18 protein-coding genes and 1 tRNA gene are annotated in these 24,812 nt (G+C 44.5%); 18 read left to right on the top strand and 1 reads right to left on the bottom strand.

The window, feature by feature from the left end; translation table 11 throughout:
• Positions 1-156: 156 nt before the first annotated feature.
• The 15 genes from menB (at position 157) to I2I33_RS02235 (ending at position 18,245) form a co-directional block, all read left to right on the top strand.
• Complete coding sequence (gene menB / locus I2I33_RS02305; protein ID WP_087419323.1) at positions 157-978, top strand: 1,4-dihydroxy-2-naphthoyl-CoA synthase; 822 nt, start codon at positions 157-159, stop codon at positions 976-978.
• Positions 979-1,037: 59 nt separating this feature from the next.
• Positions 1,038-1,589, top strand: coding sequence for an RNA polymerase sigma-70 factor (locus I2I33_RS02300; protein ID WP_087419322.1), 552 nt, complete (start codon positions 1,038-1,040; stop codon positions 1,587-1,589).
• 63 nt (positions 1,590-1,652) lie between these two features.
• The gene (locus I2I33_RS02295; protein ID WP_087419321.1) at positions 1,653-2,726 is read left to right on the top strand and encodes a FecR family protein; all 1,074 of its coding nucleotides are present in this window, start codon (positions 1,653-1,655) and stop codon (positions 2,724-2,726) included.
• Between the two features lie 315 nt (positions 2,727-3,041).
• Complete coding sequence (locus tag I2I33_RS02290) at positions 3,042-6,398, top strand: SusC/RagA family TonB-linked outer membrane protein (protein ID WP_087419320.1); 3,357 nt, start codon at positions 3,042-3,044, stop codon at positions 6,396-6,398.
• A gap of 11 nt (positions 6,399-6,409) precedes the next feature.
• Complete coding sequence (locus tag I2I33_RS02285; RefSeq protein WP_087419319.1) at positions 6,410-7,870, top strand: RagB/SusD family nutrient uptake outer membrane protein; 1,461 nt, start codon at positions 6,410-6,412, stop codon at positions 7,868-7,870.
• Between the two features lie 7 nt (positions 7,871-7,877).
• Positions 7,878-8,627, top strand: coding sequence for a DUF4843 domain-containing protein (locus I2I33_RS02280; protein WP_162613677.1), 750 nt, complete (start codon positions 7,878-7,880; stop codon positions 8,625-8,627).
• 20 nt (positions 8,628-8,647) lie between these two features.
• Entirely contained in the window at positions 8,648-10,291 is a 1,644-nt protein-coding gene (locus I2I33_RS02275; protein ID WP_087419317.1) for a PKD-like family lipoprotein, read from the top strand.
• 2 nt (positions 10,292-10,293) lie between these two features.
• A complete protein-coding gene (locus tag I2I33_RS02270; protein ID WP_087419316.1) occupies positions 10,294-11,433 on the top strand; it encodes a TlpA disulfide reductase family protein in 1,140 nt (379 codons plus the stop codon).
• 17 nt (positions 11,434-11,450) lie between these two features.
• Positions 11,451-12,812 (top strand): TlpA family protein disulfide reductase, encoded by a 1,362-nt coding sequence (locus tag I2I33_RS02265; protein ID WP_195666720.1) that lies wholly within the window; start codon positions 11,451-11,453, stop codon positions 12,810-12,812.
• An 83-nt stretch (positions 12,813-12,895) separates the two neighbouring features.
• Positions 12,896-13,954: an o-succinylbenzoate synthase gene (locus I2I33_RS02260; protein ID WP_087419314.1), complete on the top strand. Its 1,059-nt coding sequence runs from the start codon at positions 12,896-12,898 to the stop codon at positions 13,952-13,954.
• A 5-nt stretch (positions 13,955-13,959) separates the two neighbouring features.
• Complete coding sequence (locus I2I33_RS02255; RefSeq protein ID WP_087419313.1) at positions 13,960-14,985, top strand: AMP-binding protein; 1,026 nt, start codon at positions 13,960-13,962, stop codon at positions 14,983-14,985.
• 57 nt (positions 14,986-15,042) lie between these two features.
• Positions 15,043-15,957, top strand: a complete 915-nt coding sequence (locus I2I33_RS02250; protein ID WP_087419312.1) for a glutaminase — start codon at positions 15,043-15,045, stop codon at positions 15,955-15,957.
• A 63-nt stretch (positions 15,958-16,020) separates the two neighbouring features.
• On the top strand, positions 16,021-17,283 hold the full coding sequence (locus I2I33_RS02245; protein WP_140402528.1) for a FimB/Mfa2 family fimbrial subunit: 1,263 nt from the start codon (positions 16,021-16,023) through the stop codon (positions 17,281-17,283).
• Positions 17,284-17,382: 99 nt separating this feature from the next.
• Positions 17,383-18,099 (top strand): YebC/PmpR family DNA-binding transcriptional regulator, encoded by a 717-nt coding sequence (locus I2I33_RS02240; RefSeq protein ID WP_087419310.1) that lies wholly within the window; start codon positions 17,383-17,385, stop codon positions 18,097-18,099.
• Between the two features lie 73 nt (positions 18,100-18,172).
• Positions 18,173-18,245 (top strand) — tRNA-Lys (locus I2I33_RS02235).
• 15 nt (positions 18,246-18,260) lie between these two features.
• Here the strand turns inward: I2I33_RS02235 and I2I33_RS02230 are convergent.
• Positions 18,261-18,806 (bottom strand): hypothetical protein, encoded by a 546-nt coding sequence (locus I2I33_RS02230; protein WP_317193306.1) that lies wholly within the window; start codon positions 18,804-18,806, stop codon positions 18,261-18,263.
• Positions 18,807-19,148: 342 nt separating this feature from the next.
• Here I2I33_RS02230 and I2I33_RS02225 point away from each other — a divergent pair, with 342 nt between their 5' ends.
• The 3 genes from I2I33_RS02225 to I2I33_RS02215 all read left to right on the top strand — a co-directional run bounded on the left by I2I33_RS02225 (position 19,149) and on the right by I2I33_RS02215 (position 24,803).
• Positions 19,149-19,730 carry an RNA polymerase sigma factor gene (locus I2I33_RS02225; protein ID WP_087419309.1) on the top strand — a complete coding sequence of 194 codons (582 nt, stop codon included), beginning with the start codon at positions 19,149-19,151 and terminating at the stop codon, positions 19,728-19,730.
• A 160-nt stretch (positions 19,731-19,890) separates the two neighbouring features.
• Positions 19,891-21,045, top strand: a complete 1,155-nt coding sequence (locus tag I2I33_RS02220) for a FecR family protein (protein ID WP_087419308.1) — start codon at positions 19,891-19,893, stop codon at positions 21,043-21,045.
• Between the two features lie 101 nt (positions 21,046-21,146).
• A complete protein-coding gene (locus I2I33_RS02215) occupies positions 21,147-24,803 on the top strand; it encodes a SusC/RagA family TonB-linked outer membrane protein (RefSeq protein WP_195666719.1) in 3,657 nt (1,218 codons plus the stop codon).
• Positions 24,804-24,812 lie beyond the last annotated feature (9 nt).

The following is a 24,812-nucleotide window of genomic DNA, read 5'->3' as shown; positions in this document are numbered from 1 at the left end:
CCAACGTCGAAGAAGACATAGACCTTCCACGAACAAAGCCATGACTTTCTTCCCTGTACCATCACGCGAATTCTTTATATCGAACCTCGTTAAAATAAAAATTATCATGTACATTTGTCGTTACACTTTGTAAAAACTAAAAATAACATACCGGATATGTCAAAAAGAGAATGGACTACAATCAAAGAATATGAAGACATTCGATTTGAATTCTTCGAGGGAATAGCTAAAATAACCATTGACCGCCAAGAAGTTTATAACGCTTTCCGTCCGCAAACCAATTTCGAAATGCTGGATGCCATAAATATCTGTCGGGAACGGAGTGATATTGGTGTTGTTGTACTCACGGGGGCCGGGGACAAAGCGTTTTGTTCCGGAGGAGACCAGAAAGTGAAAGGAATAGGAGGCTACATTGATGAAAACGGGGTTCCCCGCCTCAACGTACTCGACCTGCACAAAGCCATCCGTTCTCTTCCGAAACCCGTCATCGCCATGGTAAACGGGTACGCCATCGGCGGAGGCCACGTGCTTCATGTTGTGTGTGACCTCACGATCGCTTCCGAGAATGCCCGTTTCGGACAAACAGGACCTAAAGTCGGTAGTTTCGACGGGGGATTCGGTTCCTCGTATCTCGCCCGCCACGTGGGCCAGAAGAAAGCTCGTGAAATCTGGTTCCTTTGCCGCCAATACACTGCCAAAGAAGCCGAAGAGATGGGGATGGTGAACAAGGTGGTTCCCTTCGATCAGCTGGAAGATGAAACCGTGGACTGGTGCAAGACCATCATGCAACGCAGCCCGATGGCCATCCGCATGATCAAACGGGCATTGAATGCCGAATTGGACGGTCAACACGGATTAATGGAATTCGCCGGGGATGCCACCCTGATGTACTATCTCATGGAAGAAGCACAAGAGGGTAAAAACGCCTTCCTGGAGAAACGAGACCCGGACTTCAAAAAATTCCCCAAATTCCCATGACAAGGAAATTCGCATCTTTTTAGTATCTTTGTTATCACAAGGGTTTTTCATAAAACACGATGCAACATAATTTCGACATAACAAACAACGGGGAAATCGTTGATGCACTTATAAAAGGAGATGAAGCAACTTTTGCCATGGTCTACAAAAGCTACTTCACCTCCTTAAGAAATTATGCCACCACCATCCTCTCGGATCAAGAAGCCGCTTATGAAATTGTTCAGAATCTTTTTGTCACCTTATGGGAAAACCGGAAAAAACTAGACCGGGAAAAATCTCTCCGCAACTATCTTCTTCGGGGAACTCACAATAATTCACTACGCTACCTCAAAACCCACTCCCTTCATCAACTGCATCACGAACAGATAAAACAGGAGACAAGCGAAGAAGAAGAAAATATCATCAACCATGATCCCCCGACAGATCCCGAAACCCTACTGGCTAACATCCTTAACGAGCTACCGGAAAGAAGTAAACAAGTGGTCATCATGAGCCATATCGAGAATAAAAAAAGTACTCAAATCGCCAAAGAACTGGGTATTTCTGCCCGGACCGTAGAAACGATTCTCTACCAGGCCATGAAAAAACTTCGGGCAAAAGCAAAAAAATAACATTTTCGAATACGTAGTTTCGAAAAGTCAAGTATTATATAAACAGATTAGATAGAAACACGCATGAAAACAAATGCAGGGAAATATTTGAAACGCCCCATCGGGGAGAACGAGGAAGAGTTACTGGAGGAAATATGGAACTCACTTCCCCCCGTGGAAAACGATGATCAAATGTTGGACGAAAACTATCGGAACGTGAAACAAAGAATACATAAACATACCTTCAGACGCCGTATCATCTACATTTCAAGTAGTGCAGCTGCGGTATGCTTATTTATACTTTTGCTATTCAGCCCCGAATCATCCGAAAAATCTCCTGTATTTGCACAATTAAATGATATGGGCATATCTATCAGCGAACAAAAAGTTCAATTCATGATAGGAGATTCCATCGTGGCCAACTTGAACACATCAGCCAGAATGAATGCCAACCCAAACGCGAAGACGACCTTACAATCCGCCACGGGTGAGGAAATTACCCTGCAAGAGGAGACCCCACTCAAGATATACGTCCCTGCGGGAAAGCGTTTCGATCTAGAACTGACGGACGGCACTCACGTGTGGTTAAATTCGGAAACATGGTTCGAATACCCGGCAACATTCGCCTCTGCCAAAGAGAGACGGGTAAAAATCGAGGGAGAAGGCTTCTTCGACGTCAAACCGGATGCCGCAAAACCTTTTCACGTGGAAATCCCCGGAGGAGAATCCATTCGGGTATTGGGGACCAGTTTCAACGTTTCAGCTTACTCGGATAACGAAGAGAATATCACGACATTGGTTACCGGGAAAATTGAATACTCACTTCCCACACGAACTGAAGCCATCGCCCTCTTACCCAATGAACAAGTACGGGTAAACAAAACGACGAAAGGAGTCACGAAAAACGAGGTAAACACCTCCGAATTCGCCATGTGGAAAGAAGGAATCCTCTATTTCAACAATGAGAAATTACCCGCACTGGCAAAACAGCTTGCCCGAATGTACGGCATTGAAATAAAAGTAGCAGAAAAATACAACGATACTTGCTTCTCCGGTATGATCCGGTATGAAAGAGGTATTGATTATATCACGAAATTATTAACAACAACAAGTAATATAACGTGTAGCATTGAAAACGGTATCATTCATCTGAAGTAAAAACAAAGGAATAACATATTGAACATCTGACCGAGGACATTATCAAAACGTAATGCCGGGGGAATTGTATACTCAAAAAAATAACACCAAATACAAAACCTAACGATCAAATAAAATGAAAGAGAGAACATTACCGGACAAAAGTACCTAGAAAACAGTAGCAACATATTAGCGAAAAAATATCGAATGTAGATAATAACTCAAAAAAGGAAAGACTTTATCACGGATAAAGCCCTGAGATTTGTGACCCTAAAAAAAAGGTTTATCAAGCAAATAAACAACTAACAATCAATTAATAACAGTAACATAAATATCATGAAAGAAGACACTTCATCCAATCTTAGACAAGTAATTCCCTGGACCCAGTTCACGGGAAAAATGATCTTGCCTCTTTTCCTGATCATCGTATTTTGCAGCATGACCTACAATTCACATGCGCAGGAAACGCGTCTCAATCTTAAACTGGAAAATACGACCCTTCTGGATGCTATCAAACAAATCAGCACCACCACGGGAATGGAATTCTTTTATAATGCAGGACAGGTCAAAGCTTATGACAAACGCATCTCTAAGGAATTCACAAACGCCCCACTAACACAAGTACTGGAATTTTTGTTGGACAAAACACCTTTCACGTACAAACTGGAAGATAAAACGATCGTTATCGTACAACGTCCGGCACAAGCTAATACCCCCAAGATAAAACTTATTGAGCTAAAAGGTGTCGTGTTTGATAAAGATACCCGTGAACCCCTTCCCGGCGTAACCGTCATGATCGAAGGAAGTCAGCAAGGTACTGCAACCAACGCCAACGGAGAATTTATTTTCCCTATTGATTCGGGGAACTACAACATCATATTTTCTTTTATCGGTTACGAAAGATTAGTAAAAAAATTCAACGGTAACAACAGCGCAGAATTTCGGGAAATACAGCTTACCCCCGCCGTGGAAACCATCGAGGACGTCGTGGTGACCGGAATATACCGAAGAAAAAAAGAGAGTTTCACGGGATCGGCAAGCACGTACAAGGTGGAAGACTTGAAAGCCGCCGGTACACAAAATGTACTTCAAAGTATCAGAACGCTAGACCCCTCTTTCAAGATTAACGTCAATAACCAATTCGGCTCAGACCCGAACCGGTTGCCGGACGTGGAGATTCGAGGTAAGAGTAGTGTCATGGGATTAAAAGAAGAATACGGAACCGATCCGAACCAACCATTATTTATATTGGACGGATTCGAAACGGATCTACAGACCGTCATGGATTTGAACATGAACCGGGTAGCCTCCGTAACACTTTTAAAGGACGCCGCCTCCACAGCGATTTACGGTTCAAGAGCCGCCAACGGTGTATTGGTTATTGAAACGAAAGTTCCGGAAAAAGGAGTTCTTTCACTCTCGTACAAAGGAGATTTCAGCATAACCATGGCTGACCTATCGGACTATAACCTCATGAACGCACGGGAGAAACTGGAGTTTGAAACCAGAGCGGGAAGATACGCCAGCACCACAAACGAACCGATGGACCAAATCACGCTGGACAATCTCAGAAACCAACGTTTACAAGACATCGAACGAGGCGTCAACACCTACTGGCTCAGCGAACCGATTCGCACGGGTTTCGTTCAGAAACACAACCTCTACGCCGAAGGAGGCGAGGAACGCATCAGATATGGTCTAGGTTTAAGTTACGGCAACACGCAAGGAGTCATGAAAGGCTCAGATCGGCAAACGATAAGCGGAAATATCGACTTGGTCTACCGCACGGGGAAATTCCAATTCAGTAATAAATTTATACTGGATTACATGAAAACGAATGACCCGGCCGTTCCTTTCTCGGAATACGCTCAAGCTAATCCTTATTTCAGGAAATACAATAGCGAAGGCGGCATCGACAAATATTTATACTACACGGAAGATCCGGAAGAATATTCCGTACCCAATCCCTTGTGGAACGCTCACTTGAATAATTACGACGTGCAAGATCAATTCGGATTCACGAATAATTTTATCCTCGAATGGTTTGCCACGGATGACCTGCGTGCAAGGGCCAAGTTCGGGATTACCAAGAACAATTCGACAGCCGAAGTACGTCTTTCCCCGCAACACAGTGATTTTGACGAGGCAAGCGACACGGAAAAAGGACTTTACACAAACGCTCAAACGAAAAATCTGAATTACGAAGGGGATATTTCTGTCACCTATGGACACTTATTCGCGGGGAAACACATGGTAAATGCCGTGGCCGGATTCAATTTCAGTACCAAGGAAAATTCCCAAAACGGGTATAAGGCAATCGGATTTACAGAAGATGAATTTGACGCCCCGTCTTTTACCAACAGTTACCCGGCAGGGTCTAAACCGACTTACACGGAAAGCAAAACACGTGCTGCCAGTTTCTATATCAACGGAGGGTACGCTTATGACAATCGCTATCTATTCGATTTCAACTACCGCAGTGACGGAACTTCCGTGTTCGGAACAAACAACCGTTTCAGAAACACGTGGTCTGTCGGTTTAGGTTGGAATATCCACGCTGAAAAATTCATGGAGAATTGCGATTTCTTCCAACTATTAAAACTCAGAGGCTCGGTCGGAAACCCGGGGAACCAGAATTTCGCCTCTTATCAGGCATTCTCTACCTATGCTTTCACGCACTGGATGAGTAATATTTTCGGAACCGGAGTTATTCTTGAAGGATTGGGCAATCCCGATCTGGCATGGCAGGAAACCATCAATTATAGCTTGGGAGCCGACATCACAATGTTCAACGAACGAGTGAATGTCACCTTGGATTTATACCGGAAAAAGACCGATCCACTAGTAGCAGCCATCACGACACCGAGTTCTATCGGGGTGAAAAGTGTCATGATGAACATGGGACAATTAAAAACAGACGGTATTGAAGTTACGTTAAAAGTTTCTCCCATTTATCGCCCGCAAGATCGTTTCGTATGGAATATCAGTCTCAACGGGACACATGCCAAGTCAAAATATTCCAAAATCGGGAACAGCTTGCAATCCATGAACGAACAGAATCAGGCAAACCTGAACACTACTAGGTACTACGACGGTGGTAGCCCCACCGATATTTGGGCAGTAAGATCGGCAGGTATTGATCCGGCGACAGGTCAGGATTTATTTATCAAGAAAGACGGTACTTACACTTTCACGTATGACAAGAATGATGAAGTCGTGGTCGGAAACACGGAACCGAAACTGGAAGGAGTACTCGGTACAACCCTTTACTACAAAGGTTTCTCGTTCGGATGTTACTTGCGTTATCAGCTAGGAGGTCAGGTTTTCAATAGCGCTCTTTACGAGAAGGTAGAAAATATCGACAGGGAAAGCATTAATTATAACCAAGATAAACGGGCTTTATACGACCGTTGGAGTACTCCGGGACAAGAGGCAAAATTCAAAAGAATTTCTCTTTTCCAAACAACTGAAACCTCTTCCCGTTTCGTGATGGACGAAAACACACTAAGCGGAGAATCTTTCAACATCGGTTACGAGTTTACCCAACCTTTCATCAAGCATGTCGGTTTGTCTACATTGACCGTGCAAGCTAACATGAACGATATTTTCAGAGTTTCATCGGTAAAGAGCGAGCGAGGTATTGACTATCCTTTTGCACGCACGATGTCATTCTCTATATCTGCAACCTTTTAAACGGAAGAATTATGAAAAGAAAAATACAATTAATCACGCTTATATGTTGCACCCTTGTTTTCGGGGCTTGCGACAGTTGGTTGGACGTGAAACCTTACGACCAGATAGCGGAAGAAGACCTGTTGAACTCGGAAACCGGTTTCCAGAAATTACTGAACGGCGTTTACATCGAGTTAAATGACGAGAACCTTTACGGAAGTACCCTCATGGTGGAAATGCTCGAACTCATGGGCGGAGCCTACAAGATCGGCGACGACCAAGGGAAATGGGGGAATTATATTGATTTAAACAGCTATAAATACAGCACTGAATACTGGCGGGGACGCTTGGATAAAGTTTGGGAAAAAGCTTACGCCCTGATCATGAACTGTAACAAGATTCTTGATAACATAGAAAACCGGGAATCACTCTTCACGGGTATCAACCATGACATTATCCGGGGAGAAGCCTTGGCTTTGCGTGCCATGTTGCACTTCGATATGTTACGCCTGTTCGGCCCGGTTTACATGAACAACCCGGAAAACGAGTGTATTCCCTACTATTTACACCAATCATCGAATGTAAACGATTTATTACCCGCAAACAAAGTCATGGAATATGTCATTCATGACTTGCAAGAAGCGGAGAAAGCGTTGGCAAATGACCCGATCATCACAAAAGGTACTTTAATGGAATCAGCAGGGAATGAATCCAATTTCCTGCGTTACAGGGTATTACGCATGAACTATTATGCGGTACAAGGGCTCATGGCACGAGTTTATCTCTATGCCGGGGATAAAACCAATGCATCCATCTACGCCAAAAAAGTGATCACGGCGGCAGAAGCGGGCACATTCCCATTCACGGAAAGAACGGAAGCCAAGAGTGACCGGATTTTCTCGTCAGAGGTCTTATTTGCCTTAACAAACACAAATCGGGTTCTATTATTCAAAAATTACCATGATCCCTCTCGTAATCCGGCATTTATATTTACCATGGATGAAAAATTATTGAATTTCTTGTACTCGGCACCGGGTTCTTCCACCACAAGCGATATTCGTTTCGAGGCAAACTGGGAACAGGCCACACTTCCCGGATTGACAAGCGGCGCCCGGTATTTCTATAAATACAATGACATGAGTACCACCGGGCTAATCCAGAACACGATGATCCCCATGTTAAGATTGGGAGAGATGTATCTGATCGCCGCGGAAAGCGAATCGGAAACTCTGAATGACGGACTTCCATATATCAACACCTTAAGAAATAAACGAGGTATTTCGAACCTCGGTTCCCTAACGACAACCGAGCTTACTTACGAATACATGCGCGAATTATATGGAGAAGGACAATTGTTCTATTTCTATAAACGGACGTTTACAAACATCTTAAATAGAACGAACAATAGTGGAAGTAAACCTGCAGGTCAAGCGGCATCCACCCAAGTTTTCGTGGTGCCTTTACCCGACACAGAAATTAATAATCGACAATAACATGCGAATGATGAAAACAAGCAATATATTTATATGGATTATGCTCATTATAGGATTAACCGCTTGTTCGGAAGAAGAGGTTAATAACTATAGTGCAAATGAAGGAATCTATTTCAACCAACGCATAAGAGTAGGAAATATCCTGACAGACAGCACGAACTTCACGTTCGTGTACATCGAAGAATCACAGAACGAGGCCATAGTATCAATCCCGGTTCAGCTGGTCGGTAGGGCTACCGACGAAGCTCGCCCCGTAAACATCAAAGTTGTTGGAGGAAGTGCAAAGGAAGGGGATGATTTCGTGTTACCTGCCAATCCGGTATTACCCGCAGGAGCCAGTTCGTTCAACTATGAAATCACGCTGAAACGGACGACCGCATTGCAAGAAGAAGCGAAAACAATCGAGATCGCTATTGAAGAAAACGAACATTTCAAACCGATCATCACACACGAGATCACGGATATTCAAAGTGGCACAGATGTCTCTACTATGCGTCATAAAATCGAGTTCTCGGAACTATTCACCGAGGCTCCTGCCGCTTGGTACACGTATATATATCCATTTACCCCTCAACGCTTTTTCCTGACCTGCCGGGTGATGGACATCCCACGCTCAGACTTTAACGATTCATCAAAAATAACAAGTGCCCGCTTCCAATATTTAATATCAGAAATGATAAAATATGTAGCAGAACAATTGTTACTGGAGAATCCCGACCCGGAAATCTTTGACGAGAATGGAGATACCATCTTTTAATTACTATAAAAAGATAGACTATGAAACAGATATTATATAGAATAAAATCACTTTTTTTACTTGTTGCAATAGCAGGTGGAATCAGTGCTTGTGCGGACGATAAAGGCAATTATAATTACCATGATATTCCGGAAGTAAAAATTGAAGGTATCGGTAGTTCGATCCAAGCTTTGGCATACCAAAATTTGTCTATCCCCGTGCAACTAGATGGCTTGGAAGCCGATGAAGATCGATATGAATACGAATGGCTGGCCATCCGGCAATTCGAGGCGGAAGACGCAAATGATTCCGCAAGTGAAGTGTTGGCTACCACAAAAGAATTTAATGATATTATATCTTTACGTCCAGGTCCTTATAAATTGATTTACACGGTAAAGGACAAACACCTGAACGTGTTTTATCAACAACAAGCGAATCTTTCTGTCGTTACAACCACTTCCGAGGGCTGGGTCCTTCTGTGTTCCGAGAATGGTAATGTTCGTCTGGATATGATCTCAACTGTATTGGGAGAAGAGGTACATTCGAAGGATATGCTTGCCGATTCGGATATGCCTTTCAAGAAAGGGCCGTTGGCTCTCATCGCTCTTAGTCCCGAAAACACGGAAGATATGAGTTCTGTACAACAAGTAGATCCTACCTCCCCATTCTATTTGCTCACAGAAGAAGGAACTACCCGGCTACATAAAGATGCTTTCGAATGGAAAGAAGAATATCTCATGAAATACGAAATGGGAGATATGAATGATGCCAAACCTATGCATATCACATCAGCAGGCTATTACCGCATGATGGTAACACCAGAGGGGGTATTTAGCAGTAATTATAGTATGGGAGCAGGAGCATTATGGGAATCAAGATTAAATTATCTTCGTAATGACGATAACACGAAAGAATATATACAAATCGCACCATACGTGGGATGTAACATCACAAATCCGATGCAATTTGCCCCGGTATTTATGTTCTATGATTTAGACCACAAACAATTTGTTTATCATCCGGGAGGAATGTATGGGGGATTAACCGGAGATCAAACTGTAGGTTGCTTGAGCATGAACGACGATGAAGCCGGAGGCAATGCTTTTTCATTCCCGATGGGTTACAACTACGTTTACATGGAGAATAGTGGACGTAACTACTCCGAATCCGCCATGATGCCCGGTTTCTTCAATAATATCACGTTCACGATCTTGGAGAACAACGGAATTTATCACCTTTACGGAATTACATTAGACGACTATTATATGGCATTGATGGGAATGCCGGCATACACGAAAACCCATTACGCAAACCTCTCTAATTGCACTGATATAACACAAGCGGAACATTTTGCATTCAGCCCCTTAAACGATCAAATGTTTTATGCCGTAGATGGAAAAGTCTACCGGGTAAATCTGGACACGAGTACCCCTTCTTCCGAATTTCAGTTTGAAGTTCCGGGAGAAATCACTTGCCTGAAATTTTATCTATACAGGAATGCAGAAAATGCCAGACGTTCTTACGACCTGATCGTGGGCAGTGACAAGGGGGGTACTGACGGAGGTGAACTCAGAGTGTACGAGGCGGTTGATAACCTGGCACAAATAACCGATTATAAAGAATACCATTCCGGTTTCGGCAGAATCGTGGATATTATCTATAAAGAACCTCTAACTCAAGAATAAAAATGAAACACATTTTATTTATCATGTTCCTTCTATCCATCTTCAGTTGTACAAAACACAACGGGTACTCCCTCTCGGGGGAGGTACCCGAAGCTTGGGAAGGTAAACCCGTGTTCTTGATGCTTAATGACATAAATCAACCTTATGCCATTGACAGTACCCAAATATCAAACGGGAAATTCCTCTTGAAAGGAAAATTTGATATTCCCCGTTATTGCAGCGTACTCATTTACCTAGATCCCAATAACCGTTCGGATCGGAGTAAACTGGTTAATTTCTCGCTCTTTCTTGACAGTACGGCCGTGAAAGCGGTTTGCGACAATTCAGGAAAGGCTCCCGTGTTCAACATTTCGGGAAGCAACACACAAGATGCTTTCCAAAATTATACAGATCAGATACAACCTCTTCAAGCCGATCGCAAAAAAACGTTCACTGCCTACACCCAAGCCTATTACTATGGTAACGACTTGACCAAAGCGATAGATCTGGCCAAACAAACGACAGCAAAGGCACGAAAAATACAAGATGCCCAAATAAAATATATCAAAGCTAATCCCGAATCCGTGATTAGCTTACACGTCGCACAAGAACTCTGTAAAGGTAACTCATCACTTTCTCGGCAAGAGACGGAGCAACTGTTCACGGCACTCTCTCCCCATTTACAAGAATCCGAAATGGGGAAATCACTGCGGGAAACAATACAACGTAAACAAATATTCATCGGACAACCTTTCCTAGATAAAGAACTTATCGCCCTCGATGGCAGCAGTAAAAAGATCTCTGATTTCGTAGAACCCGGACATGTTACCCTGATCGAATTCTGGGCTTCATGGTGTCAGCCCTGCCGGGCAGAATTCCCCCACATCCGGAAAACATACGACAAATATCATCCGAAAGGATTTAATATCGTGAGTATCTCCATCGACTCGAAACGGGAAAACTGGCTCACGGCCTTAAAGGAGGAAAACTTATCCTGGGGTCAACTACTCGACCGGAGAACACCCCCGGGAGAATCTGCATTCAAAGCATATAACCTGACAGGCGTTCCTTCCTCCATTCTCGTGGATGCTCAAGGAAATATTCTTAGCATAAACGCACGAGGCGGGTGGCTTGATGCCGCAATGCAAGAAATATATGATTAATAATTAATATCATCGAAATGAGAAATTTTATATTTATCATCTTATTCTTTATCGTTAACGCTTGTTCGAATTCACAAAAAAACAAGGACGATATTGTTGTCCATTTCAACGTTCAGAACCCGACTTACTCCAAAGTCGCCATTGTTCAAAGCCCGGAATTAATCGACGAAATCGAACTGGACAAGAACGGTAAGGCCACCTGTACCTTACAAGGCGATTTAATATATGCCCGCTTGTTCTATGGCGAAGAGTCCAAGAATGTCTTTTTTCAAAAAGGGGACCAATTTACTATCTCCTTCGATGCCGGTAAATTCAAGGACGAGATCCGATTCGAAGGCAAAAACGCCCCGGTCAATGACTACCTCAACGCAATCACTTACACGGAAATCACTCCGGATGAATACGCCCACCCGCTAGACGAGCTAATCACACTTGTTCAACAAAAAACAGACGAGGCAATCAAATTATTACAAGCCAGGAAACTAGAAAACGTAAATCCCGATTTCGTTACCTGGGAAAAAGGACGTATAAAATACATGTATGCCTTCAATATACTCATGCATCCCATGGGATATGCCTACTTGACACAAGACACAAGCTATCAGCCGGGACCGGAATATTACAATATGTTAAGCCAACTCATACAAGGAGACGAGCAGCTTGTCCATCTCCCGTTATACAGGGAATTTGTTGCGGAAGCGGCTATCCTCCTTGCCTCTCCGGGAAAACGAATACCGAACCTTTACGACAGATGCGTGAGTCAAATGAAATACCTTGCCGAAAACATCCAGAACGAAAAGGTAAAACAGGTCATTCTGAACGATATTGCCATGAAATACGTGAAGAAAAATGGAATCCGCAACATTACCGATCTGGAAAACATCTATAACGCTTACGTCTCCGATCCCGATCTACGAGCCGCGTATAAAGAGATTCGTGATCAATGGGATCTCACATCAGTCGGACGCCCATCTCCTGACTTTAAAGGACAGGATATTAACGGGAAAACTTTATCCTTGAAAGACTTCAACGGGAAATACCTGTACATCGACGTTTGGGCAACCTGGTGCGGTCCCTGCAAAAAAGAAATTCCGTTCCTGAAAGAACTGGAGAAAAAATTCGAAGGAAAAAACATCACGTTCCTAAGTCTTTCCACCGACCAGGACAAAACAGCCTGGGAAAACATGGTTAAATCCGGAGAACTCTCCGGCATCCAACTTCTAATCGGGCGAGGCAGTCAATTCCAGAAAGATTATAATATAAATGGAATTCCTCATTTTATACTACTCGACCCGGAAGGAAAAATCGTCAACGCCAGTATGATCCGTCCCTCCTCACCGGACATCGAAAAAGTATTAAATGCCTTACCCGGCATTTAAAATACAAATCAAGGAGTTTTAAATAAAACTCCTTGATTTCATTTATAGAATACCTTACTTTTGCTTGTACTAAAAAATAAACTATGCTACAAGCAACATATTCAAAATATAACCTATACTTCAAGCAACCGGCAGGAACTTCCCGAGGGATTCTCACGGAAAAAGAAACTTGGTTTATCAAAGTCTGGGAGTCGGAACAACCCGAAATATACGGACTGGGAGAGTGTGCTTTGTTTCGGGGATTAAGTGCAGACGACCGCCCGGAATTCGAGAAAATATTAAAAGAAACCTGCGAAGGTTTCAGCAACCTACGTGACATCCGCTACTTGCGAGATTGGAGTTCTATCCAATTCGGCTTGGATACCGCCATAGCGGATTTAAATAATGGAGGTAAACGCATCATTTACCCCACCCTTTTCACCGAAGGACAAACAGATGTCGAAATCAACGGTTTAATCTGGATGGGTTCCAAAGATTCCATGCGCCAACAGATTATCAAAAAGTTGGATGCCGGATTCCATTGCATTAAATTGAAGATAGGAGCTATTGATTTCGAGGCAGAGCTAGACTTGTTACGCATGATTCGGTCACAATTCAGCAAAGAGCTAATAGAACTCCGGGTTGATGCCAACGGAGCTTTCTCCCCGAAAGATGCACCCCGCAAACTGGAACAATTGGCTCAATATGATATTCACTCTATCGAACAGCCCATCCGTCAAGGACAATGGGAAGAAATGTCTCGTCTATGCCGAAATACCCCGATCCCGATTGCCCTAGATGAAGAATTGATCGGAATCGAAGGATTTAACAAAGACAAGCTACTTGATACTATTCGCCCCCAATACGTCGTAATAAAACCATCTCTTTTAGGCAGTTTTTCGGGTTCATGGGAATGGATTTCCCGCTCCCGAGAACGTAACATCGGCTGGTGGATTACTTCCGCGCTGGAATCCAATATCGGGTTGAATGCCATTGCACAATGGACGGCTTATATTTTGGAGTGTCACCCCACGGGTATGCCTCAAGGATTGGGAACGGGGCAACTCTACACGAATAATATCCCTTCACCCTTGGAACAAACCGGCTCGACCATCCGGTACAACCCACAGGCAAGCTGGAATTTATCCCCCATTTCGTTTTAAAAGCCATGAACATCAGACTAAACGGTAAACGGTACACGGATTTAAATATGCTCACGGGAAATATCGACCCGGAAGTCATCGCCTTTTTACAGGAATGGTATAACGAAAAAGAAGAAGTTATCGGGCATACTTCCGGTTCCACGGGGAAACCGAAGGAAATCCGGTTACTAAAAAAAGACATGATCGCATCCGCCAGCTTAACAAACGAATATTTCCACATCGGTCCTCAATCCCGCTTGTTACTTTGCCTTTCCCCGACTTATATCGCAGGGAAAATGATGATCGTCCGCACCATCCTCTCGGGAGCCGACCTGATCACGATAAAACCGACCTCTTCTCCCCTGCAAAACATCGAGAACGACATTGACTTCGCCGCCATGGTTCCCATGCAGGTTGAAACCACCTTGACCAACCCGGAAACTCGTTCCCGATTCGCTCGCATCAAGCAAGTGATCATTGGCGGGGCAGCTGTTTCCCCCACGTTAGAACAACGTCTTCAAGAACTGCCGACAAGATGTTACGGCACCTATGGCATGACTGAAACCGTTTCGCATATTGCCCTGCGGGAAATCAATGGCGAAAGAAAATCTCCCGTCTATTTTGCCTTGGGAAAAGTGTCCTTCTCCACGGACGAAAGAGGATGCCTGGTCATCAACACCCCGCATCTCCAACAACAGAGATTCATCACGAACGATATTGTCCAGCTTGTTGACACCACTCATTTCGAATGGTTGGGACGCCATGATAACGTGATCAATTCCGGTGGAATAAAACTATTCCCGGAAAGCATAGAAGCCCGTATCGCCTCTTTTCTAAGCCAACGTTTCTTTATCACGGCTGAAGACGACAGTCGGCTAGGACAAAAAGCCGTGCTTGTCATAGAATCGCTCCCCTGGGACGAGGCCGAATATCAGCAATTGCTATCCCGACTTAAATCCTGTTTATCTCCTTACGAAGTTCCCAAGAACATATATTTTCAAGAACATTTCACGGAAACCTATTCCGGTAAAATTGTACGAAAAATAAAATAAACACGTACCGATGAATCATTTACTTTCTTATCTTTGCCCCCGTTTAAAACGTTTGCAATGGATTACAAGGAAGTTATTGACAACATATATAACGAGGTAAAACCCCTCTTCGGACAAGGTAAAGTAGCTGATTACATCCCTGCCTTGGCAAATATCAACCCGCACCAATACGGAATTGCCATAGCCACTCTCGACGGTCAGATCGTCGGCACGGGAGACTACCAAACCAAATTTTCCATCCAAAGTATTTCGAAAGTCTTTACTCTCGCCATGGTCGTTCGCCACATGGGGGGAGACCTGTGGAAATACGTGGGCCGGGAACCTTCCGGCACCCCGTTTAACTCGCTGGTTCAGTTGGAACACGAACAAGGAATCCCGCGTAATCCGTTTATCAACGCCGGGGCTCTCGTGGTTACGGATAAAATGATGAATCTTTACCACCGACCAAAAGAAGCCATCCTGCAATTCGTGAGAAGCGTGGCCGGAAACGACGACATTTACTATGATAAAACGGTGGCCCAGTCCGAATTTGAACACGCTAGCCGGAATCAAGCCCTGGGACATTTCATGAAAAGTTTCGGTAACATCGATAACGACGTGGACTCGCTGATCGACGTGTACTGCAATCAATGCAGTATCGCCATGACGTGCGAGGATCTTGCAAAATCATTCTTGTTCCTGGCCAACCACGGGATCAATCCGCACAACAACGAAAATATCCTCACCGTGAGCCGCTCGAAACGCCTCAGCGCACTCATGCTGACCTGCGGTTTCTACGACGAATCCGGGGAGTTCGCTTTCCGTGTAGGAATGCCGGGTAAAAGCGGTGTCGGAGGAGGCGTGGTAGCCATCATCCCGGGCAAACTCAGTATCGCCGTGTGGAGTCCCGAACTGAATGAACACGGGAACTCGTACATGGGAATCGAAACGCTCGAACGTTTTACCACGAACATCGGGATCTCTATTTTTTAACAAGACTTCACCTTGCTAAAAGTTACAAGTTGCAGGTTCACCAGTTACAAGTTCAAAAACACAATGAGAAAAATAATATTTTTACTGGTAACGCAGTTTGTACTTTTTTCATGTCAGAAAAGCAAAGTCATGGAAGGGCAGGAGATACGAATCCCGCTTGAATGTAACACTTCCGAGGAACTTTCCATACACCACTTGCACCTGTTTGCCATTGACCGGGATAATCGTATCGCCCGTCATGAAACGTTTACATCATCGGACATTCATGAAAACACTCTTCACGCAACTCTCCCTCTGGGCAGATACAGATTAGCCCTCGTAGCCAACGCTCCCAAGGGAAACATGGTTATTCCGAAAACCGGAGAAACACTTGAAAACTTGTTCCTTTGCCTACCACATGAAGAAAACACTTACCAAGAGGCCAGTGACATCTCCACGGCTCTACAAAGTGTCAGTATCACGGAAAATAAAAATGCCCTTCCCCCAATTCGGCTCTTCCGGAGAACGGGAACATTGCAGGTTTCTCTCCACGCGATTCCAAAGGAAATATCCAACCTAAACCTGGAATTGTCTTTCATCCCGTCCTCGGTCAGTTTTTCCGGATCAACCACGAACACCTTCGGCACGATCACGAAACCCGTGGATCATCAAGGAAAAGTAATGATTCGGACCTTCCCCGCCAAAAAGGGGGAAACCACGCTTTCTGTTACCTATGATGAAGACAACACGCCAAAGCGAAAAATTATCCCCTTCTCGGTAGCTATCGACACGAATCAAACCATTCACGTGGAATGTAATTTCCCAGAATTAACCGAAGGCGGGATACAGGGGAACGGGGAAAGCTTATTACAGAACGGGAATTTCGAGGAATGGAGTAAGCCGGAAAAAGAACCCGACCATTGGCATTTTTATAAAGACGGGAAAGACAGTGTCGCCCTCAAGATCACGGGCTCCCAAGCCCGTTCCGGACAAGCGGCCTACCTACAAGGTAAAACTTACCTGTACCAAGATGTAGAAATTAAAGCCGGCAAACGCTACGAGATAAAAATGCACGTGAATGCCCCTTCTCCCTCTTTTCCGTGGAAATATTACTGTTACTGGCGTAAAACCAAAAGCACAGCACTCCCGGCAGAACACAATAAACCCATACAAGCCCAAAGTTACCTGAAACAAACGAACGGCTGGATCAACGTGTTCAACGGCAAATCATTCACCGCTCCGGAAGGAGCTAAACTTTTACGGGTAGAAATCCGTACCTATGGCAAAAAGATCACCCCCGAAGAGGGAATATATATTGATGATTTCAGTGTAGAACTCGTGGAATGAAACTCATTCTCAACACAAAATCGCTGAATTCCTTTTTTGTTTTAAGTAGAAAAACTAAATTCGCGTTTCAAATTGTTATATAAATAAGATTCACATCATATGGGAAGAGCGTTCGAATACCGTAAAGCACGGAAGCTAAAGAGATGGGGCAATATGGCCCGTACGTTTACCAGAATAGGAAAAGAAATTGATATTGCCGTAAAAGCCGGCGGTCCGGACCCAGCAAACAACACGCGTTTACGTATACTTATCCAAAACGCCAAGGCTGAAAATATGCCGAAGGAGAACGTCGAAAGAGCTATCAAACGCGCCGTTTCAAAAGATACTTCTGATTACAAGGAGATCGTTTACGAGGGATACGGTCCTTTCGGTATCGCCATCGTGGTAGAAACCGCAACAGACAATAACACCCGTACCGTTGCTAACGTACGTCATTGCTTCAATAAATACGGCGGTTCCTTAGGAACAACCGGTAGCCTCGATTTCTTGTTCGATCGGAAATGTGTGTTCAAAATTACCCGCCCGGAGAACTTTGACCTAGAAGAATTTGAATTGGAAATGATTGACTACGGTGCCGACGAAATCTTCGAGGACGAAGAAAATCACGTGATCATCTACGGTTCATTCGAAGCATTCGGGGCTATTCAAAAATATTTGGAAGATAACCACTACGAAATGGTCAGCGGAGAATTCGAACGTATCCCTCTTGATACAAAAGAATTAACCGACGAACAAAGAGAAACCGTGGACAAATTGCTGGAGAAATTAGAAGAAGATGATGATGTAACTAACGTTTATCACAACATTAAAGAATAATTTTCTTGCAGATTAAAAAATATTGTTGCATATTTGCACCCGCAAAACGGTTAAAAGCCCTTGCAACAAGGAAGACTTCGTAGCTCAGCTGGTAGAGCAATTGACTCTTAATCAATGGGCCGTGGGTTCGAGTCCCACCGAGGTCACCGAAGATGAGCCACCTATGAAAGTAGGTGGTTTTCTTTTTCCTCATCCTTTTCATCAATCGTTTTCAAATCTTTAGCATTCAACGGGGAGACGATATTTCTGCCTGTTTGGGCTTCAATTTCTTTTCGGGTATTACCCGCGATTTGTCCTCCTTGTTGAGCTATGTGCTGGCTCTCCTTGAATGTTACAGGTTGTCTTTCCTTTGAAATCTCCGTGGTCGTGGCCTCTGCCAACATATTCAGAACCAATTCAAGGTTTGTCATATTGTCTCGCAAACTCTCGGTCTTCAAACCCTTATATTGTTTATATTCCCTCGTGGTCATTCCTGCCCATCCCTGGGTAATGATGTCAGTTAAAGTGGCATACTCTTGCCCTTGTTTAACTCCCCTGCGATCCCATTCGTCGGTGAGTTCCTTGCACACCTCAATGCTTTTCAAACGCTGATTTATCCAACCGACAGAATAACCTTTACGATGATAATATTCCATCAACCGTTCAATCCCTTTTTCCGGATCATCCACTTCTTCCAGCCGCTCCCGTGCAATTTCTGCCAGCCACAATTTAAACGGCTCAGCTTTGGGAGAAGGTATGGATTGTATTAAACGAAAAAGTTACTCGACATCGGCCACATCTGTCTTGTAAAATTTTCCATCAGAAGATTGCATTTTCAGTTGTCCGAAAAAATCGGACAACTGACTTCCCTCCTTTTTTAGCTTACGCCTAAGGTCGCCCCAATATTTCCGAGGACGTTCATTCCCTGTTAAAACTTGGATAACGTTAATAATTGATATATACTGGATTCCAGATTCACATTAAAAAAAGTAAAATAGAATTTTAACAACGATTCAGTAAGACTTTTGACAAAATATCCTACATTTGTAAACCAAGAAGTCTGATGTAAGATGTCGGAAGAAGAAGAAAAAAATATATGGGCTGGGTTGAGAAGAAGAGAAAAACAGGTGTTGACTTTTCTTTTCAATAATTACTACGAGAAGTTGTACTTTTTCGCAAAAAAGTATATCTATGATGCGAATAAAGCACACGATATCGTTCAAGACGTGTTCGTTAGACTGTGGGAGAATGCTGACAAATTAATGATACACACCACCATTCATAGTTATCTTTTTACATCCATCCGGAACGCTTGTCTCAATTATCTACGTGATCTCAAAATCGAGGACTGCAATAATCGGAAGTATGCAGAAGCCTATATCGAATCCCACAACATCGATATGGTGGAGGACGAGGAAATGCTGGAAAAAATCCGGTCAATATTGAAAGAGTTACCCGACAAATGTCGGGAAATTTGCCTTCTGCGATTCGTAGACGGCTATAAATACGCAGAAATTGCCAAACAACTGAACATCAGCGAAAATACGGTTAAAGTCCAATTGCATCGGGGAGTGGAACGGGTTAAGCAAGCCTTCTCCGACCGGGAAGGAATGCTCGTGTGGTTGACATTATGGCAAATATTTGGCGACTAATCCCTTTGAACGAGACATAAAGTTCAAAATATTGTTTGTAAAAAATTCTCAGGCAAAAACGATTATAAATCAAGCATTTAAAAAAAATAATTTAAAAAAATGGGGAAACGTGTAAACATTTTGAGGGAGGAGTGTGTCTTAGACGAAAATATAGAAAGAAATGACTATACAAAAAACAAAAGATAACATCGATTGGGAAATCATCTCGCGAAGTTTTCGGGAGACACTTTCACCGGAAGAAGACAAAAAACTTCGGGAATGGCTGGAAGCATCACCGAGACATCGGGAATTTTACCAGCGGGCTTTAGAGGATGATCCGATGGATGTGATAGAGGGACTTTCCGTCGAATCGCTCGCCAAGGATCTAGAACAAATTAATCGCCGCATAGAAGTAAACCAACAAACTTCTAAAAGACAGAGATGGATTCGATATATAGGTTGGGCTGCAACTATTCTGCTTCCCGTGTTTGCTTGCATTTTGTTTATAGGCAAACAAACGGAGAACAACACGCCTAAACTTCCGGAAACCTCCATGGTGAAAAATGAGATACAGTTACGGTTGTCCGACGGTCAGGTTGTTAACCTCTCTTCTCAAGAGCAATTCGATCTGCAGCAGAATGGAACAAACATCCAAAAGGAAAAAGGAAGCATCGCCTACCGGGCTGATTCTGCAATGACAGTCGAAACCATTCAATACAACGAATTAAGCGTGCCAGTGACGGGCGAATATCATATTACATTGGCGGACGGCTCAAAATTGTGGGTCAACTCCAACACCCGGGTAAAATATCCGGTACCTTTCCCAAAAGACAAGCGGGAAATAGAGGTGGACGGAGAAGTTTACTTAGAGGTGAAGAAAGACGGACGGCCCTTCTCCGTGCGTACGAAGGCAGGTATAGTGCGAGTACTGGGAACCTCGTTCGGAGTGCGCACCTATGGTGAGGAAGTATTAACGACGTTGGTCGCCGGTAGTGTCCGATTCACGAACAAAGCAGGTCACCAGGTAGAGCTGACTCCGGGAGAGCAAGCCATAGCCACAATAGACATCGTGGATAAACGTAGCGTGCAAGTAGAGGAGTACGTGGGTTGGAAAGACGGTTGGTACATTTTTCACGAACAACGCTTAGAGGAAGTGATGAACACGTTAGCCTATTGGTATGGCACGCACGTGTTTTGGCGCAACGAGCAGATAAAGGACATTCGCTTCACGGGCAACTTGCGGAGATATAATAGTATTGATACTTTCTTGCAAGTGCTTACCGCCTCAGAGGATGTGCATTACGAGATAAATGAAAAAACAATTATTTTATACTAAACAGATTTATACTAAACAAAAAAGAGGAAACGAATGACAAATTTCTCAGGTCTGACATTCGCACCCCTCTTCACGTAATTATTAAAACGTTTTACAAAGCTATGAAAAAAAGCCGACGATTGAAATCGTGTGCCTCTATTTTAACAAAAAAAGTAAGGCTGATCATGAAACTAACTGTTATTCTACTGGTTGCCTTCCAGATGAGCGTGTATGCCTCGGCATTCTCTCAAACCAAGGTGTCGCTGAACTTGAAAGATGCAACGATTGAAGAATTCATCTCTATGATGAAAGTACAAACAGAGACGCAATTCCTGTACAATGCCTCTTTAATGCAAAGTACGAAACGAGTTGACGTGGAAGCAACCCAGGAGGATTTGTTCTCCGTGCTGGATCGGGTGTTACCCATGTTCCACATGACTTACGACCTCGTAAACGACGTGGTGGTACTAAAAAAACTACCGCAAACGCAGACGAATGAGCGCTGGGTGGTCTCCGGTAAGGTCATCGACACGAAAGGGAATCCGTTACCGGGCGTGACGATCCGGTTGAAAGGAACGACGGTCGGTACCGCTTCTAATGTAGCCGGAACTTTCTCTCTAAATGTTCCCCACGTCAAGGACACCTTGATCGTGAGCTTCATCGGAATGAAGATGAAAGAGGTAAGTATCGAGAAAGGAAAGAAAGAACAATATGAAATCGTACTGGCAGAGGAGACAGAAGCCTTGGAGGAGGTACAAGTCATCTCCACCGGCTATCAAGACATTGACCGCCGGCGCCTGACAAGCTCGGTGACCTCCGTCAAAATAGACGACATCAACGTGGCGGGTATCACGAGTGTGGACAAATTACTGGAAGGCCGCATTCCCGGTATGTTGTTTATGCAAAACTCCGGGCAAGCGGGAGCCGCACCCAAATTACGGGTCCGGGGAACTTCCACTATCTTGGGTAACCAAGAACCGCTATGGGTATTGGACGGCGTGGTACTGACCGACCCAGTGAACGTGGATCCGGCCGAAATGAACAGTTTGGACTTCGTCAACTTATTGGGAAACGCCATTTCCGGTTTGAATCCTGACGACATCGAGCAGATCGACGTGTTGAAAGATGCCGCCGCCACGGCCATTTACGGAACCCGGGCCGCCAACGGGGTAATCGTCATCACCACCAAGAAAGGAAAAGAGGGACCTCCTACCGTGAGCTATTCCGTTTCCGGAACATTCAACCGGCGTCCCTACTACGGTGACCGGGAAATCTACCTGATGAACTCGCAGGAACGCGTGAACGTGTCGCGGGAGATGTTCGAACGGGGCATGGAATTCACCAAGGTAACCAATTGGGTTGGTTACGAGGCCGCTTACCTCGACTATAAAGCGGGGAAACTTAGTTTCAACGACTTCCAGCAGAAAGCCAACTACTACGAGCGGGTGAACACGGATTGGTTCGACCTACTCTGCCATAACTCCATCTCGAACAAACACACGCTAAGCCTGACGGGCGGTTCGCAAAATATGAGATATTACGCCTCCATCGGGTATAGCGACGATCAGGGAGTATTGCGCAAGGAGAAGAGTCAAGTGTACTCGAGCATGTTAAAACTGAACGGGAACTTCAAGAAGATACAATTCCAATTCAGCATCAACGCTAGCGTGAACGACCGCCGTTATACGCCCCAGATCAATGGTAAATCCCTCACGCAATATGCTTACGACATGAGCCGCGCCATCCCTGCTTTCAACGAAGACGGTAGCCGCTGGTTCTACAAAATGGGTAGCTCGAAAGACCAATCCTACGATTTCAACGTGTTGAACGAGATCGAGAATACCTACCAGACGCAACGGACCAGCAATATCATTTTCTCCGGAAACTTGAAATATCGGTTGTTGCCCATGTTGAATATCGAGGGAACAGCCTCCTACACCATAGGCAACACGCATCAAGAGGTCGTGTACGAGGAAGACTCTTGGTACATACTCAAATTGCGGGGCAATTCTGATGGAGTGAGCTTGTGTCCAGTAGGCGGCGAATTACAGACCATGGAGAGTCGTAACAATAACTGGATGATCCGCTTGCAACTAAATTACAATCAACTTTTTCAGGACAAACACCTCCTAAATGTTTCTTTGGGAGGTGAGGTTTCCTCCAAGGAGAGCTTGAGCCAAAAGACCACCGCCCGAGGCTATTATCCCGACCGAGGGAAAAGTTTTGGCACGATCTCTGCGACTGATTTGTACAAAACTTATGGCAGTTATCGAGGCTGGTTGGCTTCAAATAAACCGACGATCGGGGAGACGCTCACCAATATGGCCTCAGCTTACCTGACCGTGAGCTATACCTACGACAATCGTTACACCTTCAACTTCAACACCCGTATGGACGGTAGTAACCAGTTCGGTAGCCGGGCAAACGAGAAATTATTACCCATCTGGTCCGTGTCCGGACGGTGGGACATCAAAAAAGACCTCTTGGAGAACAGCGACTTTGTTAATTCGTTAGCATTAAAACTCTCCTACGGACATCAAGGAAACATGTTGGACAACCAAACTTCCAAGATGATCATCAAAAAGGGAGACTTGAACCCCTGGTACAAAGAATTCTCTTCTACCATCGAATACTTCCCCAACCCGGATTTGAAATGGGAGTTAACCAGTTCCTACAATGCCGAATTGGAATTCCAATTGTGGAAAGGTAAAATCGGGGGAACCATCGGCTATTACTACAAGCACACGAAAGATGCTTTCTTCAGGGATGTCGTGTCGGAAATCAACGGGGTGACCAGTTACGTCATCAACCGGGGAGAGCTGTCGAACCAAGGCTTGGAGCTTTCATTGAACATCACCCCCATCAACCAGAAAGTGGACGCCTCCGGAAAACGCGGTTTCGTGTGGCGATTTGACCCGCAGTTGGGACAGGTGGTGAACAACCTGATTACCAAAGCTATCGACAACCGGGACAACAGTTTGACGAAGAAATATACCTATAACGATTACCTAAATGGCTCGGTGGAACTAAAAAATAAACCGCTAAACACCTTTTACTCCTACCGTTTCAAGGGATTGAGCGCCACGGACGGAACTCCCATCTTCTACGGCACGGAAGAAGAAAACAAGGATGAATTGTATGAGAAATACCGTAACATGAGCGACGAAGAGGTGTGGAAGGCCGTTCTCGTGGAATCCGGAACCCGGGTACCTACCCTGCAAGGAGGTGTTTCCAATTATTTTGGCTGGAGACAATTCGGTCTCTCGATGAACTTCACCTATAGCTTCGGGAACAAAGTACGAATGTTGAAAATGTGCGATGCAAACAACATCACCCCTTACCCGGAACGCAACATGCGGAAAGAATTCGTCCATCGCTGGCAAAAGCCGGGAGACGAGCAAAGAACCAACATTCCCGGTCTGAAACCCTCGGACAAGATCAACACTCCCTGGTGGGTACAATCTGCGTATACCAGTAGCGGGGATATGACCGCATTCGCCGGCAACGACATCTACGCCATGTACGATCTATCTGACATACGCGTGGTGAAAGGAGATTACCTGAAGCTGCAATCTCTCTCGTTCCGCTACAACGTGCATGACAAATTCTGCAAGAAAATCGGAATCAAATCCGCCTATCTCAGCCTTTCGGCTACAAACTTGTTCACTATCACGAACAAGAAATTAAAGGGGCAGGATGTGACACAATCCGGTAACTCGCCGACCATCAACATGTCCCTGCGGCCGAACTATTCGTTCCAATTAAATGTAACTTTCTAAAATGCGACA

This window comes from Butyricimonas sp. BSD2780061689_150309_C8 (assembly GCF_015560935.1).
In the GTDB taxonomy this organism is placed as follows: domain Bacteria; phylum Bacteroidota; class Bacteroidia; order Bacteroidales; family Marinifilaceae; genus Butyricimonas; species Butyricimonas paravirosa.
This window is presented reverse-complemented; position numbering and strand designations above follow the sequence as displayed.